The sequence below is a fragment of the Mycobacterium sp. IDUB_36 genome (assembly GCF_055419225.1).
Genome location: NZ_JBVAXH010000001.1, coordinates 366,201 through 382,270, shown reverse-complemented (window position 1 = coordinate 382,270; position 16,070 = coordinate 366,201). Strand labels below are relative to the sequence as shown.

Annotated in this window: 16 protein-coding genes; 10 read left to right on the top strand and 6 right to left on the bottom strand. The window is 67.0% G+C overall.

Annotated elements, in window-relative coordinates; all coding sequences use genetic code 11:
• The first annotated feature begins 61 nt into the window (after positions 1–61).
• From ACZYW1_RS01720 to ACZYW1_RS01705, 4 genes are all read left to right on the top strand, one after another.
• The gene (locus ACZYW1_RS01720) at positions 62–361 is read left to right on the top strand and encodes a PE family protein (RefSeq protein WP_463782740.1); all 300 of its coding nucleotides are present in this window, start codon (positions 62–64) and stop codon (positions 359–361) included.
• A gap of 15 nt (positions 362–376) precedes the next feature.
• The gene (locus tag ACZYW1_RS01715) at positions 377–1,612 is read left to right on the top strand and encodes a PPE family protein (protein ID WP_463782739.1); all 1,236 of its coding nucleotides are present in this window, start codon (positions 377–379) and stop codon (positions 1,610–1,612) included.
• Between the two features lie 67 nt (positions 1,613–1,679).
• Positions 1,680–1,976, top strand: a complete 297-nt coding sequence (locus tag ACZYW1_RS01710; RefSeq protein ID WP_292990482.1) for a WXG100 family type VII secretion target — start codon at positions 1,680–1,682, stop codon at positions 1,974–1,976.
• Positions 1,977–2,011: 35 nt separating this feature from the next.
• Complete coding sequence (locus ACZYW1_RS01705; RefSeq protein ID WP_463782736.1) at positions 2,012–2,296, top strand: WXG100 family type VII secretion target; 285 nt, start codon at positions 2,012–2,014, stop codon at positions 2,294–2,296.
• 131 nt (positions 2,297–2,427) lie between these two features.
• Here ACZYW1_RS01705 and ACZYW1_RS01700 read toward each other — a convergent pair whose 3' ends face one another.
• A complete protein-coding gene (locus ACZYW1_RS01700) occupies positions 2,428–3,450 on the bottom strand; it encodes a hypothetical protein (RefSeq protein WP_463782734.1) in 1,023 nt (340 codons plus the stop codon).
• Between the two features lie 125 nt (positions 3,451–3,575).
• Between ACZYW1_RS01700 and ACZYW1_RS01695 the strand changes: the two genes are divergently transcribed.
• A complete protein-coding gene (locus ACZYW1_RS01695; RefSeq protein ID WP_463782733.1) occupies positions 3,576–4,586 on the top strand; it encodes an Rv2578c family radical SAM protein in 1,011 nt (336 codons plus the stop codon).
• Between the two features lies 1 nt (position 4,587).
• On the opposite strand, the gene ypfJ is transcribed toward ACZYW1_RS01695, so the two are convergent.
• Positions 4,588–5,472: a KPN_02809 family neutral zinc metallopeptidase gene (gene ypfJ, locus ACZYW1_RS01690; RefSeq protein ID WP_463782731.1), complete on the bottom strand. Its 885-nt coding sequence runs from the start codon at positions 5,470–5,472 to the stop codon at positions 4,588–4,590.
• An 80-nt stretch (positions 5,473–5,552) separates the two neighbouring features.
• Between ypfJ and ACZYW1_RS01685 the strand changes: the two genes are divergently transcribed.
• A complete protein-coding gene (locus ACZYW1_RS01685; RefSeq protein ID WP_463782730.1) occupies positions 5,553–7,043 on the top strand; it encodes a carboxylesterase/lipase family protein in 1,491 nt (496 codons plus the stop codon).
• A 6-nt stretch (positions 7,044–7,049) separates the two neighbouring features.
• Here ACZYW1_RS01685 and ACZYW1_RS01680 read toward each other — a convergent pair whose 3' ends face one another.
• Positions 7,050–7,931, bottom strand: coding sequence for an oxidoreductase (locus ACZYW1_RS01680; protein WP_463782728.1), 882 nt, complete (start codon positions 7,929–7,931; stop codon positions 7,050–7,052).
• Positions 7,932–7,996: 65 nt separating this feature from the next.
• Here ACZYW1_RS01680 and aspS point away from each other — a divergent pair, with 65 nt between their 5' ends.
• The gene (gene aspS, locus ACZYW1_RS01675) at positions 7,997–9,787 is read left to right on the top strand and encodes an aspartate--tRNA ligase (RefSeq protein WP_463782726.1); all 1,791 of its coding nucleotides are present in this window, start codon (positions 7,997–7,999) and stop codon (positions 9,785–9,787) included.
• A gap of 124 nt (positions 9,788–9,911) precedes the next feature.
• Positions 9,912–10,349: a nitroreductase family deazaflavin-dependent oxidoreductase gene (locus ACZYW1_RS01670; protein WP_463782724.1), complete on the top strand. Its 438-nt coding sequence runs from the start codon at positions 9,912–9,914 to the stop codon at positions 10,347–10,349.
• A 100-nt stretch (positions 10,350–10,449) separates the two neighbouring features.
• Here the strand turns inward: ACZYW1_RS01670 and ACZYW1_RS01665 are convergent, their stop codons facing one another.
• Both ACZYW1_RS01665 and ACZYW1_RS01660 read right to left on the bottom strand, forming a co-directional pair.
• Entirely contained in the window at positions 10,450–10,806 is a 357-nt protein-coding gene (locus ACZYW1_RS01665; RefSeq protein ID WP_293003059.1) for a transglycosylase family protein, read from the bottom strand.
• Between the two features lie 314 nt (positions 10,807–11,120).
• A complete protein-coding gene (locus ACZYW1_RS01660; protein WP_463782723.1) occupies positions 11,121–11,276 on the bottom strand; it encodes a hypothetical protein in 156 nt (51 codons plus the stop codon).
• A 176-nt stretch (positions 11,277–11,452) separates the two neighbouring features.
• Here ACZYW1_RS01660 and ACZYW1_RS01655 point away from each other — a divergent pair, with 176 nt between their 5' ends.
• Both ACZYW1_RS01655 and ACZYW1_RS01650 read left to right on the top strand, forming a co-directional pair.
• The gene (locus tag ACZYW1_RS01655) at positions 11,453–12,343 is read left to right on the top strand and encodes a transglutaminase family protein (protein ID WP_463787638.1); all 891 of its coding nucleotides are present in this window, start codon (positions 11,453–11,455) and stop codon (positions 12,341–12,343) included.
• Positions 12,336–13,391: a zinc-binding metallopeptidase family protein gene (locus tag ACZYW1_RS01650; protein WP_463782722.1), complete on the top strand. Its 1,056-nt coding sequence runs from the start codon at positions 12,336–12,338 to the stop codon at positions 13,389–13,391. Before ACZYW1_RS01655 ends, ACZYW1_RS01650 begins: the two co-directional genes overlap by 8 nt.
• Positions 13,392–13,400: 9 nt before the next feature.
• On the opposite strand, the gene ACZYW1_RS01645 is transcribed toward ACZYW1_RS01650, so the two are convergent.
• Positions 13,401–16,061 (bottom strand): circularly permuted type 2 ATP-grasp protein, encoded by a 2,661-nt coding sequence (locus ACZYW1_RS01645; RefSeq protein WP_463787637.1) that lies wholly within the window; start codon positions 16,059–16,061, stop codon positions 13,401–13,403.
• Positions 16,062–16,070: the final 9 nt, after the last annotated feature.

The window sequence follows — 16,070 nt, the reverse complement described above, 5'->3', positions numbered from 1 at the left end:
TTAATCGCATTAACTCAGCGGGAAGACCCGGGGTCTGGCGCCTGTCATAAGGAGGGGTTCGGTGTCGTTTGTAACTGCGCAACCGGAAGATCTGGCCGGCGCCGCGGGAAGCTTGGCGGGCCTTGGGGACGCGATGACGGCACGAAACGCCGCCGCGGCGACGCCGACTACCGGTCTGTCACCGGCCGCTTCGGATATTGTTTCGGCGATGACTGCGGCGCAGTTCGGCCAGCACGGCGCCGCCTATCAGCAGATTGCCGCACAAGCGGCGTTGGTGCACGAACAAGTAGTTGCCGCGTTACGTTCCGGGGCGGGGGCGTACGCGCTGACCGAGGCGGCGAATGCATCTGCTGCCGGCTAAGGGGGGCCTGGGTCGATGAGTTTCATGATGTTTCCACCGGAGCTGAACTCCGCGTGGATGTACAGCGGGGCGGGTTCTGGACCGTTGATGGCTGCGGCCTCGGCGTGGGACGAATTGGCCGCCGATCTCGAGGCGACCGCCGCCGCATACCAGACGGTGTTGGCTCAGCTGACCGGCACGACGTGGCTCGGTCCGACGTCCGCGCGGATGGCGGCAGCCACCGCGCCGTATGTGGACTGGTTGGCGGGCACCGCGGGTCAAGCTGCACAGACTTCGGCGCAGGCCCGATTCGCCGCCGCGGCCTACGAAAGCGCGTTCGCGTCCACGGTTCCTCCTGCGGTGATCGCGGCCAACCGGGCGTTGCTGGCCGCGTTGGTCGCCACCAACTTCCTCGGCCAGAACACGCCGGCGATCATGGCCACCGAAGCGCACTACATGGAGATGTGGTTCCAGGACGGCCTGACGATGGACACCTACGCGACGACGTCGCAGCAGGCCGTCGTGTTGCCCCAGCAGACGCCGGCCCCGTCGACCAGTGACGGTGGGACGTCGGCCAACGCGGCCGCCGCCACGCAAGCGGCGACGAACTCGGCCACGAACTCCGGCACTCAGCTGGCCAGCATGCTGCAGAACCTGGCCCCGTCGCTGACCAGCAACTCCACGTCCACCAACGGATTGAGTGCGTCGGCCGTGGCCGCACCGGCGGGCGCGCAGTCCGCGGGCGCAACCGCAGCGGCGACCGCGCCCGAGGCCGCCGTCTCGTCGACCGCCGGCGCGTTGCTGCCGATCCAGGGCGTGTATTACCTGACCACGTTCGCGAGCATGCCCGCCAAAATGCTGATCAGCCTTGCCAACTCGATGGGTGCCAGCCAGGCGATGCAAGCGGGTCAGCAGGCGCTGCTGGCCGATGTGCAGGCCGTGATGGACGGCAAGATCAAGGCCCTGCTGGGCAGCATCTCCGGCCAGATGCGCGGGTTCGGATCGCAGATCACCGCTCAACTGGCGGGCGCGGGCAAACTGGGGGGATTGTCCGTTCCGAACGGCTGGGCGCAAAACGCCCCGGAAATGGTGCGCGCCGCTCCGATCCTGCCGGCCAACAGCGTCGCGGCACCCGTGGCGTCGTCCGCGGGAATGCCCACCAGCCCGTACACCCAGGCCCTGATGGGCTCGCTCAACGGGCGCGGCATGGCCACGCAAGCGGCCAAGACGCAATCGGTGAAAGTGGAGACTCGCACGCCGGCTGGCGGATGAGAAGTGGGGGATGCCTTTGCTGCAGGACGCATTAACCCAGACATGACAATGAGATAAGGAGAAAGACATGCCTACGCGTTTTATGACTGACCCGCACGAGATGCGGGCAATGGCGGGCCGTTTCGACGTGCACGCGCAGACTGTTGAGGACGAGGCCCGCAAGATGTGGGCGTCGAGCCAGAACATCGCCGGTGCGAGCTGGAGCGGTATGGCTCAGGCCACCTCGTACGACACCATGGGCCAGATGAACACGGCCTTCCGCAACATCGTCAACATGTTGCACGGGGTGCGCGACGGTCTGATCCGCGACGCCAACAACTACGAGAGCCAAGAGCAGGCCTCTCAGCAGATCCTGTCCAGCTAGCCGGACATCACTCGAAAAGGTTTGGGAGAACAATTATGTCGATCAATTACCAGTTCGGTGATGTCGATGCCCACGGCGCGCTGATCCGCGCCCAGGCCGCTTCTCTGGAGGCCGAGCACCAGGCCATCGTTCGCGATGTGCTGGCTGCCGGTGACTTCTGGGGCGGCTCGGGTTCGGTGGCCTGCCAGGAGTTCATCACCTCGTTGGGACGCAACTTCCAGGTGATCTACGAGCAGGCCAACAGCCACGGCCAGAAGGTGCAGACAGCCGGCAACAACATGTCGAGCACTGACGCCGCCGTCGGCGGCAGCTGGGCCTGACGCTTCACCCTCTTCGGAATCAAAGGACACACCGGGCATTCGAGATGCCCGGTGTGTTTTTTTGTGCCGCGAAAGCGTTGCAGCCGTTCATGATTCGGCGCCACCGCTACCTGCGGCGGAAGGGTGGGCGCCTACTCCGCAACTGCCGCGCAGCCACCGAGGATGGTCGTCGAGGCGAAGTTGGCCGCGTTGGCCAGGTGGTTGTCGGTCGGCGAGTAGGTCGGCAACGCGGTGACGAACGCGCGACGATACTGCGCCGAGAGATTGGCCAAGTCCTGCCAGATGGCGTTGTCGCTTTGTTTGCCAAGCTGTTCCAGCTTGCCCGCGAACGCGTTCATCACCGGCCCGACCGCGTAGTTGACCGCCTTCTGCTCCTTGTTCCAGTAGATCGACGGAACGTTGGGATCGAGCTGCTGCCACTGCGCCGTCTGCTGGCCGAATTGGTCCAGCGCTGACTTCCACTCCGGGCACACGTTGTTGTCAGACGTCAGGAACGGCTGCGGGCTCGCCAGATTGCCCACCGGGGCGATGTCCGAAGGTGGCGCCGACGGCGTCACCAGGGGGCCCCGAGCAGCGGCCGGACCGTCGATGATGGCCGCACAAATCGCTCCCAGTGCCGAGGAGGCGCTGTTCGCCGCGCCGGCCAGATTGTTGTCTGCCGGGGTGTATTTCGGGATCCGCTCGGAGTAGGCCCGCGCGTATGCGATGAATTGCTGATAGAGCTCGCGCACGACGCGGTGCGGCGTCAACTTGACCAGGCCGACCGTCTGCGCGGCGGCGCTGCGCATCGACTGCGCCGCGGCAACGTACTGCGCCCGCTGCTTCGGCGTCCACGCCGAGGCGGGCACCGAACGGTCACGGTCGTTCCACAACCCCTGGCCGCTGTTCGCCAAGTCGTTGTTGATCGACGCCCACGCCGTGCAGGTCGGGTCATCGGTGATGACCGCCACCGGCCCAGTGTCTTTCGCGCTGGCTACCGCCGCGGTCTCTTGACCCGTTCCGGTGTCGGACCCGCCCTTCGGCCCCCCGGAACCCCCGTCCCCGAACAGCAATACAGCCGCGACGATCGTTGCCAGCACGGCAACCGCGGCCACCCCACCCATGGCCCACTTCAGATTTTTGTTGTCTTTCGGGCCGTCAGTATCAGACGTCACGGTGAGCCAGCTTAAATGACAAGCCCGTTGCCGCAGGTGTTTCGGCTGTGTAGCAGCCGTGTGCGCCCCGTTTCTCAGTCCCTTGACAGGCTTGACAATGAGTCGAACACGCGTTCGAATGCAGTATGAGGTGGGACGGGCAGAGCATCCAGGTGGACGACGGGGCGCTGCCCGGGTTGGAGCGCATCGGATTCGTCCGCAGTGTGCGCACGCCTCAGTTCGACGGGATCACCTTTCACGAGGTGCTGTGCAAGTCGGCGCTGAACCGAGTTCCGAACTCCACCGCGCTACCGTTCCACTACACCGTCAACGGCTACCGCGGTTGCTCGCACGCGTGCCGGTACTGCTTCGCCCGGCCCACGCACGAGTATCTGGATCTCAACTACGGCAATGATTTCGACAACCAGGTCGTCGTCAAGACCAACGTCGTCGAGGTCCTGCGCCGAGAGTTGAGCCGACGGTCCTGGTGCCGTGAGACGGTGGCCTTGGGTACCAACACCGACCCCTATCAGCGCGCTGAGGGACGCTACGCGCTGATGCCCGGCATCATCGCTGCACTGGGGGAGTCGGGCACGCCACTGTCGATTCTGACCAAGGGAACACTGCTCCGCCGGGATCTGCCGCTGATCGTCGACGTTGCGCAGCAGGTTCCGGTGAGCGTCTCGGTATCCCTGGCCGTCGGCGACGCCGAGTTGCACCGGCAGGTGGAGCCCGGCACGCCGAGCCCCCAGGCGCGGCTCGGCTTGATCGCCGCGATCCGCGAGGCCGGATTGGACTGCCACGTCCTGGTGGCCCCCGTCCTGCCCTTTCTCACGGATTCCGCCGAGCATCTCGACGGACTGCTGCGTCAGATCGCGGCGGCCGGGGCCGGCAGCGCCACGGTGTTCGGTTTGCATCTGCGCGGGTCGACCCGCGACTGGTTCATGTCGTGGTTGGCGCAGGCTCACCCTCAACTGGTCGCCCGGTATCGCGAGTTGTACAGCCGCGGAGCGTATTTGCCGCAGTCGTACCGGGACGAACTGCGGGCGAAAGCGGCCCCGTTGCTCGCCAGACACGGGCTGGCCGGCGAGCCCAGACGGATGGCGGCCGCGCCGTCCCGGCCGTCAGCGGAGCCGGTGCAACCGACGCTGTTCTGAGCTAGTTCAAGTCGGGTGCGCGGAAGGTGTCGCACTGGTTGGCGTCACCGCTCTGGTAGCCGACGGTGAACCAGTGCTGGCGCTGCTCCGAGGAGCCGTGAGTCCAGGATTCCGGGTTGACGCGGCCGGTGGACGACTTCTGGATGCGATCGTCTCCGACCGACGATGCGGCCGAGAGCGCGTCGGCGATGTCCTTGTCGCTCAACGGTTCCAGGAACGGAACTCCGGTGCCCTCTTGTTTGGTCGTGGAGGCGTAGTGGGCCCATACTCCGGCGTAGCAGTCGGCCTGCAACTCGGTCCGCACTCCGTTGCCGCCGGCGCCCTGGGCGCCCTGCTGAGCTCGCCCGAGTGAACCCTGCAGGTCTTGAACGTGATGGCCGAACTCGTGGGCCACCACGTATTCCTGTGCCAAAGGTCCACCGCTGGAACCGAATTGGGTGCGCAACACATCGAAGAAGCCGGTGTCGAAGTACGCGGTCTTGTCCACCGGGCAGTAGAACGGCCCCACCTCGGTGCTGGCTGCGCCGCATCCGGTGTCGACCTGGCCGCTGAACAGCCGGACCCGCGGGCGGGTGTAGCCGTGCATCAGCTGCTTCCACACCGCGTCGACTGAGTTGCCGGTGGCGACCACCCGGCACTGCACGTACTGGTTGGCGTCGGCCCCGGTGCGGCACTTGCCCAGATCGAAGCCGGGCGCGACGTCCTGGCTGGCGTTCGGTGCCGGAATCTGGTTGACCACTTTTCCGGGGTCGACACCGAGGAGCAGGGCGACCACCAGGAACAGCAACCCGCCGAGTCCGCCGCCGATCGCAATGCCCCGCCCGCCACCGCCACCCGACGACGCCGTTGTGCTGGTGTCGATCTGCATACCCTCGTTGAAGGTCATCGCTTCTCCGTTTGCGGTTCGAGGCGGCGCCGGCGAATTCTCAGCCCGGCAAGATCAGCTTTGCACACTACGATTCAGGCGTGCCCGCGGTTGCCGAAGTTCCCGCCCTCGCGCGCACGACGTTCGGCGAGCTTCGCGGCCGCGTGGAAGGCGGCGTCGCAGTGTGGCGCGGCGTGCCCTACGCCGAGCAGCCGGTCGGTGAGCGTCGCTTCACGGCGCCGGCTCCGCTGTCGCCGTGGACCGGTGTCCGCGAGGCCCTCGAGCACGGTCCGCTGCCGCCGCAGAGCCGGTCGATTGCCGCGGGCGATCGCAACGATCCGAAGATTCGCGACGAGGCCTGCCTCACCGTGACGGTGTGGTCGCCCGACAGCTCCGGATCGCTGCCGGTGCTGGTGTGGATACCGGGCGGGGCATTCCTCAACGGCGCCGGGCAACTACAGCTCTACGACGGATCGCGGCTGGCCGCCAACGGCGACGTGGTCGTCGTCAATGTCACCTACCGGGTCGGCGTCTTCGGCGGTTTCGAGCTCGGCGACCTCGGCGCGGGGTTCGACGACAACCTGTGCCTGCGCGACCAGATCGCAGCATTGACCTGGGTGCGCGACAACATCGCGGCGTTCGGCGGGGATCCCGACCGGGTGACGGTGTTCGGTGAATCCGCCGGTGCCACTTCGGTATTGGCGATGCTCGCCAGCCCGGCCGCCGACGGCCTGTTCGCGCGGGCGATCGCGCAGAGTCCGGCGCTGCCGCTGATCGCCGATCGTGCCACCCGGGCCGAGCAGGCGCAGCGCTTCCTGGCTCGGCTCGGGGTGACCGCGGCGGAGTTGAAAGAACTGCCTGCTCGCCAATTGCGGCGCGCCGCAGGGCAATTGCAGCTCGACAGTGTCACGTCGTCGCCGACGCTCGCACACGGACTGACGTACGGGGTGGACCTGCTGCCGCGGCATCCGATCGAGGCGGCCCGGTCGTCCGCCATCGCGCGCGTCCCGCTGATCGTCGGCACCAATCGGCGCGAGGCGGCGCTGTTCGTCCGGGACAAGCCGCCGATGCTGCCGACGACACCGGACACCGTGCAGCGCTACGTCAGTCGATTCGTGCCGGAGACCAGGGATCGGATGCTGGCGGCCTACCCGCGCTATCCGGGCCGGCGCGCACTGGAGGCCTTCGGCGCCGACGCGATGTTCATCGCACCGACCTGGGCCTTCGCCGACGCCTACAGCGACCTGGCCCCGACGTATGTCTACCGCTTCGACCACACGCCGGTGACGCTGCGGGTGGCCGGGCTGGGCGCGGTGCACGGCAGCGAGATCGTGCACATCCTGCACACCTACGGCTCGCATCTGGGTCGGCGCCTGCATCCCGCCGGCAGGTGGCGGACACCAGCCGTGGGGCGCAGGCTGCAGCGGACCTGGTTGCAGTTCGCCGTCGGTGACGACTCGACGACGTGGGCGGAGGACTGGCCGCGCTACGACACCCGACGGCGCCCGACCCGCATCGTCGGGTCCCGGCGTGACGTCATCGCCGACGACCCGGATGCGCCGCGGCGCCGCGCCTGGCAGGGCTGCTGCTGATCGCGGTCAGCCCGGGCCGTCGCTGGCCGCGGCCAGCAGCGGCACCAGGATGTCGCTGATCGGCGTCGCGATGCCGTGCGCGCGTGCCTTGCGGACGATCACACCGTTGCGGATGTCCCACTCCTGCGGCCGGCCGGCCTCACGGTCGGCCAGCATGGAGGTGCCCATGTCGACGGGCGCCTCGCGGAACATCTCCACGGTGCCGGCGGCGACGTCGTCGGCCAACTGCGCGCCCTCGGCGTGGGCGACCGCGAGACACTCGCCGGCGTAGCGGCGTGCCAACTCCGCGAGGTCGTCGCGGCGGAACATCCCCGACCGCCGACCGGTGAGCACCATCAGGCCGGCCACCGCGTTGACCAGTAATTTGCGCCAGGCCGCGGTCACGAAGTCCGGGTCGCAGTCGGCGACGCCACCGGCGGTGCGCCACAGATCGGCGACGGTCTCGGCGGCGGGCCCCGTCGGCAGTGTCAGGCGCGCCTGGGTGCGCAGTCGAACCCAGCCCGCGGGCTGGGTTTCCGCCGAAAACCAGACGATGCCGGGGATGACGGTCGACGACGCGCACAGCGGCTGCACCTGTTCGACCTGTTCGACGCCGTTCTGCAGGACGACCACGATGGTCTCGGCGTCGCACAACCGACTCAGCCAGCGCGCCGCCTCGGCGTTCTGGGTGGCCTTCACCGACAGCAGCACGACGGCGACCGGCCCGTTGATGTCGGCTGGATCAGTGCGGATCGGACCCGGCACCACGATCGGGTCGGCGTCGTCGGGCCGGAGCTCGAGCTGTGATCTCGGGGTCCGCCCGCAGACTTGCACCGGATGTCCGGCGGCGGAGAGGTACGCGGCGAGCGTCGTCCCGACCGCTCCTGGACCAACGACGGCAATATCCATGACAACCACCGAAATTACCGCCTCCTAGACTGGGCTGTCGTCCCCACCATTCGCGAGGAGTATTCGTGCTGCGCAGTCACGCCGCTGGTTCATTGCGGGCCACCGACGCCGGTCAACGAGTGACGCTGGCCGGCTGGGTGGCTCGCCGCCGCGACCACGGCGGGGTGATCTTCATCGACCTGCGCGATGCCACCGGGGTATCGCAGGTGGTCTTCCGCGCCACCGACGTGCTGGACCAGGCGCATCGGCTCCGCGCCGAGTTCTGCATCGTCGTCGACGGTGTCGTCGAGATACGCCCGGACGGCAACGCCAACGCCGACATCGACACCGGTGAGATCGAGGTCAACGCGTCGTCGCTGACGGTGCTCAACGAAAGCGCCCCGCTGCCGTTCCAGCTCGACGAGACGCCGGGCGAGGAGGCCCGACTCAAGTACCGCTACCTGGACCTCCGGCGTGAGGGCCCCGGCAACGCAATCCGGTTGCGCTCCAAGGTGAATGCCGCTGCGCGTGAGGTGCTCGCCAAGCACGACTTCGTCGAGATCGAGACGCCGACGATGACGCGATCGACACCCGAGGGCGCCCGCGACTTCCTGGTGCCGGCCCGTTTGCAGCCCGGCTCGTTCTACGCCCTGCCGCAGAGCCCGCAGCTGTTCAAGCAGTTGCTGATGGTCGCGGGCATGGAGCGGTACTACCAGATCGCGCGCTGCTACCGCGACGAGGATTTCCGCGCCGACCGCCAGCCCGAGTTCACCCAACTCGACATGGAGATGAGCTTCGTCGACCAGGACGACGTCATCGCGATCTCCGAGGAGATCCTCAAGGCGCTGTGGTCGGTCATCGGCTACGACGTGCCGACGCCCCTGCCGCGCATCACCTACGCAGAGGCGATGCGCCGATTCGGCTCGGACAAACCCGACCTGCGCTTCGGCCTCGAACTCGTCGAATGCACGGATTACTTCTCCGACACCACGTTTCGGGTGTTCCAGGCGCCATATGTCGGTGCGGTGGTGATGCCGGGTGGCGCTTCGCAGCCGCGCCGCACGCTGGACGGCTGGCAGGATTTCGCCAAGCAGCGCGGCCACAAGGGTCTGGCCTACGTGCTGGTCGCCGAGGACGGAACGCTCGGCGGGCCTGTCGCCAAGAACCTCACCGATGCCGAACGCGACGGTCTGGCCGCGCACGTCGGCGCGAAGCCGGGCGACTGCATCTTCTTCTCGGCGGGCTCGGTCAAGGCGGCCCGGGCACTGCTGGGGGCGACGCGAATCGAAGTCGCCAAACGCCTCGACCTGATCGACCCGACGGCGTGGGCGTTCACGTGGGTCGTCGACTGGCCGTTGTTCGAGGCCGCCGACGACGCCACCGCGGCAGGTGACGTGGCCGTCGGCTCCGGTGCGTGGACAGCCGTGCACCACGCGTTCACCTCGCCGAATCCCGCGTCCGAGGGAACGTTCGACACCGACCCCGGCAACGCGCTGGCAATGGCGTACGACATCGTGCTCAACGGCAACGAGATCGGCGGCGGGTCGATTCGTATCCACCGCCGCGACGTGCAGGAGCGGGTGTTCGCGATGATGGGCATCGACCATGCCGAGGCGCAGGAGAAATTCGGATTCCTCTTGGACGCCTTCGCTTTCGGTGCGCCGCCACACGGTGGTATCGCGTTCGGCTGGGACCGCATCGTCGCCCTGCTGGCCGGGCTGGAATCGATCCGCGAGGTGATCGCGTTCCCCAAGTCCGGCGGCGGTGTCGACCCGCTCACCGACGCTCCGGCGCCGATCACCGCCCAGCAGCGCAAAGAATCGGGCATCGACGCCAAGCCTGAGCCGGTGTCGGCGAAACAACCGCCGCGTCCGTGATTCGGCCCCGGCCGCCCGCCGTCACGGAATAGGAGTCGGCCCGGCCCCGGTTGTCAGCGCTGTGCCCGTGCGCGCCCTGTGCGCGCCTCGACAAAGCACAGCGCAGCGATGAGAAGGAGCGAACATGCCCGCAGGATTTCCCGACAACGAGTCGATCAAGGCCTTCAACCAGGACATCGCGGAGGAGTTCCGCGCCAACGACGGCAAGGTAGGCGGTCAGTTCGAGGGAGCCGACCTGTTGCTGCTGACCACCACCGGCGCCAAGTCCGGCCAGCAACGGGTGTCACCGCTGGCGTACTTCCGGATCGACGGAAAGTTGGTCATCATCGGGTCGTTCGCCGGCGCCGACGTCAACCCGGCGTGGGTGCACAACCTGCGGGCCAACCCGTCGGCGCACATCGAGGTCGGCAACGAGTCCTTCGACGTCACCGCCCGCGAACTGCCGCGGGACGAACGCGACGAGTTGTTCCCGAAGATCACGGCCGTCGCCTCGGGCTTCGCTGAGTACCAGGCGAAGACGTCGCGGGTCATCCCGGTGTTCGAGCTGCAACCGGCTGGTTAGCCCGACGCGATAGTTAGCCCGTCAACCGACCCCTCGGAACACGCGGTTACGGGGCTATCACGACAGCTATCACAGCGCGGTCACGTCGCCCGCGGACGGTCTAGTGCGGAACCAGGGACATGATCGTCTCCAAAGTCCCACGCACCGGGTGCAGGAAGATGTTCACGATCTGAATCGGGAACAGCTGCCCGTTGCCGCCGCATTTCGGCCACGCGCCGGGCCCTTGCGTGGCAAGCACCCGATTGGCCACCGCGATCTGCTGCTCACGCGATGCCGTTGCCGGGTCGCCGACGCCGCCATTGGCGGCCCAGGTCGCCGGCTTGAACTGCAACCCACCGTAGAACCCGTTGCCGGTGTTGGCGTGCCAGTTGCCCCCGGATTCGCACTGCGCGACCGCGTCCCAGTTCATGCCGTCCGCATAGGCCACCCCGGTGGTCGGATTGACCAACAGCGTCATGCCCAGGACGACCAATGCGCCTATCACCAGGTGCTTGCACATCGTGCTCAGAAACCCACCTAAATGACTCATTTAACAGGTCTAACAAGCACGAGTGAAAGGAGTCAATGAGTGGGGCTTTAGTAATCAATGAGATTAAAGTTTAATGACGCGTTTTGTGTTGCTAATGCATATTCAAGTTAATTACTGGGGTAATTGGTGCGCTTTATAACTAGTGAGTTATATGAGGTTCAAGTTATCTTGTCGTGATGAAGTGGATAGAGTGACCTGTGATACTCCTGTTACTCGAGTGACAGGAGATACCCAAGAACGAGTCAGCGGGAGTGCTCGTGAAACTCCTGTACCAGGCATTTTGGGATCTGCTTGAGCCAGGCCTCGACGATCAGGTCGTAGAGGCTGCGCTGGTCGATCGCGGCGAGCTGCACCAGCACCGCCGGGTAGCCGTCGAAGTGTGTAGACCTGCGGCTCATCGGCGATCAAGGCGACTTGGCGACCTCGTCGGGCACCCGCAAGGAGCTGATCGCGCTGCGCCGCTGCGCGCGTCTGCGCGCCTCACTACTGTTGGAGCGTGACGTCGCCGAGCCCCGAGACCGATCGGGGGCCGTCAGCCGATCCGCATCCGCCGGGTCCGAGGTCGCGGTACCGAATCACCCATCGCACCGAGTACCGCTACTCCGATGTGGTGACCAGTTCCTACGGCCGGGGATTCCTGACCCCTCGAGACCTGATGCGGCAGCGTTGCCTGTCCCACGAGCTGCGGATCTCCCCGGCGCCGGCCGACAGCTCGACCAGCACGGACATCTTCGGAAACGTCAGCTCGTATTTTCACGTCACCGAGCCGCACCAGATCCTGACGATCACCAGTGAGTCCGTCGTCGAGGTGTATCCGTCGCCACCCGAACGCTGGGGCGGGGGACCGGCGCTGGCGCCGTGGGAGCAGGCCCGCCCGGTGGGTGTGCGGGGAGCGCTGGCGACCGAGTTCGCTTTGGACCTCAACCCGCCCGAGATCACCGACGAAGTACGCGACTATGCCGCACCGAGTTTCGAGCCCGGACGGCCGCTGGCGGAGGTGCTGGGCGACCTCACCACGCGGATCTACACCGACTTCACTTATCGCTCCGGATCGACCACGGTATCGACTGGCGTCAAAGAGGTTCTGAAAGCCCGCGAAGGGGTATGTCAGGACTTCGCGCGGCTGGCGATCGCCTGCCTGCGCGCCAACGGCCTCGCCGCCAGCTACGTGTCTGGTTACTTGGCCACCAACCCGCCGCCGGGGAAGGATCGCATGATCGGAATCGACGCGACGCATGCGTGGGCGGCGGTGTGGACGCCCCAGCCGCCGGGCCAATTCGAATGGCTCGGACTGGATCCCACCAACAACCAGATGGTCGACGAGCGATACGTCATCGTCGGGCGCGGTCGCGACTACGCCGACGTGCCGCCCCTGCGCGGAATCATCTATACCAATGCCGAGAACAGCGTGATCGACGTCGCGGTCGACGTAGCGCCCTACGAAGGTGACCAGTTGTATGCGTGACTTCCACTGCCCCAATTGCGGCCAGCGGCTGACTTTCGAGAACTCCGCCTGTTTGGCGTGCGGGAGCGCGCTCGGGTTCTCCCTCGACGAGATGGCGCTGCTGGTGATCACCACCGGCGATGACGCCGACCGCGCCGGCTTCGTCAGCGCCAGCGAATACGAACTGTGCGCCAATCGCAATCTCGCGAAATGCAATTGGCTTGTTCCGATTCGCACGCCGACCTGGCTGTGCAGCTCGTGCGTGCTGACCAGTGAACGACCCAACGACTCAGACACCGCCGGTCTGACCGAGTTCGCCCGCGCCGAGGCGGCCAAGCGCAGGCTGATCGCCGAACTCCACGAATTGAAGCTGCCGATCGTCCCGCGGTCCGAAGACCCCGACTACGGTCTGGCTTTCCGGCTGCTGTCCAGTGCGCACGAGCGCGTGACCACCGGGCACCAAAACGGCGTCATCACACTGGATTTGGCCGAGGGCGACGACGTGCACCGCGAGCAGTTGCGGGTGGAGATGGACGAGCCGTACCGCACCCTGCTGGGACACTTCCGGCATGAGGTCGGGCACTACTACTACTACCGGCTGATCACACCGTCCGCGGAGTTCGACGCGCGGTTCACTGAGTTGTTCGGCGACGCGAACGCCGACTATCAGGCGGCTTTGGACCGGCATTACAGCGAAGGCGCGCCCGCGGGCTGGGAACAGAAGTACGTCTCGTCATACGCGACGATGCATCCGGCGGAGGATTGGGCCGAGACGTTCGCCCACTATCTCCATATCCGCGACACGCTCGACACGGCGGCGTGGTCCGGCTTCGCGCCCGCGACAGCCACTTTCGATCGGCCGGTCCTGGGACCGAGCGCATTCATGACGATCATCGACATGTGGCTCCCGGTGTCGTGGTCGCTGAACATGGTGAACCGGTCGATGGGCCACGACGACTTGTATCCGTTCGTGCTGCCGATCGCGGTACTGGAGAAGATGAAGTTCATTCACAACGTCATCGACGAGGTGACCGCGGTCTCGGGGAAATCCACCACGCTCAGCGCCTGAGGGCGGCGGTCACGGCATCGTGCGCCGCTCGTCGCCGCCCCACAGCGGCTGCGTGCCTCCTGGCAGGGCCAGCTGGGTCGCGGTGATCACCTCGGCCAGTTCGCGCAATGCGGTGTGGGTCGTGGTGAGCAGTTGGGCCAACTTCTCCCGGCGTCCGTCGGGGGAGACCGCTTCCAGCTCCGCGGGATGCGACCGTCGCAGCAGCGTGCTGATCTCGGCGACCATCCGCTGCGGGCGTGAGGAGCCCGACGAGCCGGGCAGATCGCCGAGATCGGTCCGGAGCCGCTCCAGCTGATACACCAGCGACCGCGGGTTGGTCGAGTCGAACAGCATCAGTTCCGCGAGCGCGGTCACGCTCACCTGGCCGGCCGTTCGTCGGCGATAGATGACCGCGGATTCCGTTGCGATCAGGGTTGATTCGATAACTGTCCGCTCGGCGGCCGGCGCCAGCACGGTGGTCGACGTCGCCCTCAGCAGGGCGGTCAGCCCCAGGCCCCGCTCGATGCGCTTACCGATGTCCATCATGGTCCAGCCGACGTCCTGCACCATCGACTCGGCGGCCACCCCGGCCAGCGTCAGCATGCCGACCAGCGTCTGGGATTGCGCCGTTTCCAGCACCGCGTCGCCCTCGGCGAGTGAGTCGGGAGGTTCGGCGTCGTGCGCCAGCGCCCGCTCGACGCCGGCCAGCACGCCCCAGGTGTCGCTGGACAACTGGTCGCGCACCGCGCGGGCGGCCAGCGCCAGTCGGTCCACCGAATGCACCAGTGCGCCGGGGCGGTCGCGGTCCATGGTCAGCGACCACAGTGTCGAGGGCGCGATGGCGATCGTCTCGGCCTGATCCTCCGGTCCAGGGTCGGTTCCGGTGATGCGGCCGAGCGCGGCCATCAGGACTGGCACGCACTGGCTCTCGGAAATCTCCTGGCGGTGCCGGAACTCGTAGTAACGGCGGCGAGCCGCGATCAGCAGCCGGGCCATGTTCTCGGCACGCTCGCTGTAGCGTCCCATCCAGAACAGGTCGGACAGGACGCGCGGAGAGCTGACGCCCAGCGTGCCCGCGCCAGCCTTCACCGGCGTCTCCGGAGCCGGCAGGGTGACCGTCTCGGTGCGCGACCGGTGCGTGGGCTGAACCCAGACATCCTTCGCGGTAATGGTTTTCAGCGTATAGGCGGACGGCCCCTGGGTCAGCACATAGCCGAGGCCGCCGAGCATCGGCGCGTAGCCACCGCGCTGTGCCACGGTGAACAGTCGCATGCCCACTCCGCCTGCGGACAACTCGGTGGCGTAACTGGTTGGGGCCGAGGAGAATTGGGGCAACTCCTGACCGACCCACTGCCAAGGCATCGCCGTGATGCAGTCGGACAACTCGGCCAGCCGCGCCGAGGACAGGGTCGGTCCGACGAGCGTCTGCCCGCCGATGGTGGGCCTGATCAAGAGCGACGAGAGGTTGGCCAGCAGATGGGAGCGTTCGCTGTCGATGCCGCCCCAGTAGCTGGGCGCGCTGGACAACAGCGGCGACTCCCCGAGTAGACGGGTGGCCAGCTCGGGCAGGAATCGTTGCAGCCCAGCGCTTTCCAAGATTCCGCTGCCGACGGTGTTCACCACCGTCACCGTGCCGCGGTGCTGCGCCTCCACCAGCCCGGCCACCCCGAGTCGGGAGTCGGCGCGCAAGTCGAGCGGGTCGGTGTAGGCGGCATCGACGCGGCGGAAGACCACGTCGACCCGTTTCAGGGTGCCCAGCGAGCGCATCCACAACTTGCCGTCGCGCACCACGAGGTCCGCGCTCTCGACCAACGGGAAGCCCAGCAGCGTCGCGAGATACGCCTGATCGAATGAGGTCTCGGAGTAGATACCCGGGCTCAGCACGACGACCACCGGGTCCTGCACGCCGTCGGGTGCGGCGTCGATCAGAGCCAGCCGCAACGCCTGCGCAAACGGAGTCGTCGGCCGCGGTCCGACCTTCTCGTAGAGATCCGGTAGAGCCTGGGCGAGCACCCGTCGATCGGCGAGTGCGTATCCGGCGCCCGACGGCGCCTGGGTCCAGTCGGCGTTCACCTGGAATGTGCCGTCGGATTGCCGGCTGACGTCGCAGGCGTGCATGAAGAGCTGGTGGTGCCCGGGCACCTCGATTCCGTTGGCGGCGCGCACATATCCGGGATGGGCGAACAACAATTCCGGGGGCAGCACACCCTCGACGAGGGTGCGCCGGTTGCCGTACAGGTCGGCCAACACGGCATTGAGCACCCGGGACCGTTGCACCAGCCCGGTCTCGAGCGTGTCCCAATCGCCGGCCGACACCACCAGCGGTAGCGGGTCCAGTCGCCACGGTCGCGACTCTCCGTGACCGCTCGCACTGGGCTGCTTGGTGGGATCGACTTCGGTGTAACTGATGTCGTCGTTGTTCACCAGTTGGCGGACCGCCGCGCCCAGTCGGCTCATGCCGGCCCGGCCGCGATCACCGACCGCGTCGGCCAGGTCGGCCCAGGCTGGGCGCACCGTGCCGCTCTGGTCGAAGAACTCGTCGTAGCCGATCACCGGCCCCTGCAGACCGGGTGGCCGCAGGTCGAACAATGTCTCCTGGGCGCGCGCGGCCCGGTACCCGGCCAGCAGCCGGTCGACATCGGGGCGGTCCTGGAAAGCTGCCGAAGACTCGCTGGGGTGGTGCAGTGCCATTTCTGCCGA

Coding starts and splice junctions, on each gene's coding strand:
- ypfJ (WP_463782731.1), bottom strand. CDS start 5,472: ATGACCTTCAACGAGGGTATGCAGATCGACACCAGCACAACGGCGTCG.
- ACZYW1_RS01665 (WP_293003059.1), bottom strand. CDS start 10,806: ATGACGCTGTTGGTCAATCCGACCACCGGGGTGGCCTATGCGGACGGC.
- ACZYW1_RS01645 (WP_463787637.1), bottom strand. CDS start 16,061: ATGGCACTGCACCACCCCAGCGAGTCTTCGGCAGCTTTCCAGGACCGC.
- ACZYW1_RS01680 (WP_463782728.1), bottom strand. CDS start 7,931: ATGGATATTGCCGTCGTTGGTCCAGGAGCGGTCGGGACGACGCTCGCC.
- ACZYW1_RS01660 (WP_463782723.1), bottom strand. CDS start 11,276: ATGAGCCGCAGGTCTACACACTTCGACGGCTACCCGGCGGTGCTGGTG.
- ACZYW1_RS01650 (WP_463782722.1), top strand. CDS start 12,336: ATGCGTGACTTCCACTGCCCCAATTGCGGCCAGCGGCTGACTTTCGAG.
- ACZYW1_RS01670 (WP_463782724.1), top strand. CDS start 9,912: ATGCCCGCAGGATTTCCCGACAACGAGTCGATCAAGGCCTTCAACCAG.
- ACZYW1_RS01710 (WP_292990482.1), top strand. CDS start 1,680: ATGCCTACGCGTTTTATGACTGACCCGCACGAGATGCGGGCAATGGCG.
- ACZYW1_RS01695 (WP_463782733.1), top strand. CDS start 3,576: ATGAGGTGGGACGGGCAGAGCATCCAGGTGGACGACGGGGCGCTGCCC.
- ACZYW1_RS01705 (WP_463782736.1), top strand. CDS start 2,012: ATGTCGATCAATTACCAGTTCGGTGATGTCGATGCCCACGGCGCGCTG.
- ACZYW1_RS01715 (WP_463782739.1), top strand. CDS start 377: ATGAGTTTCATGATGTTTCCACCGGAGCTGAACTCCGCGTGGATGTAC.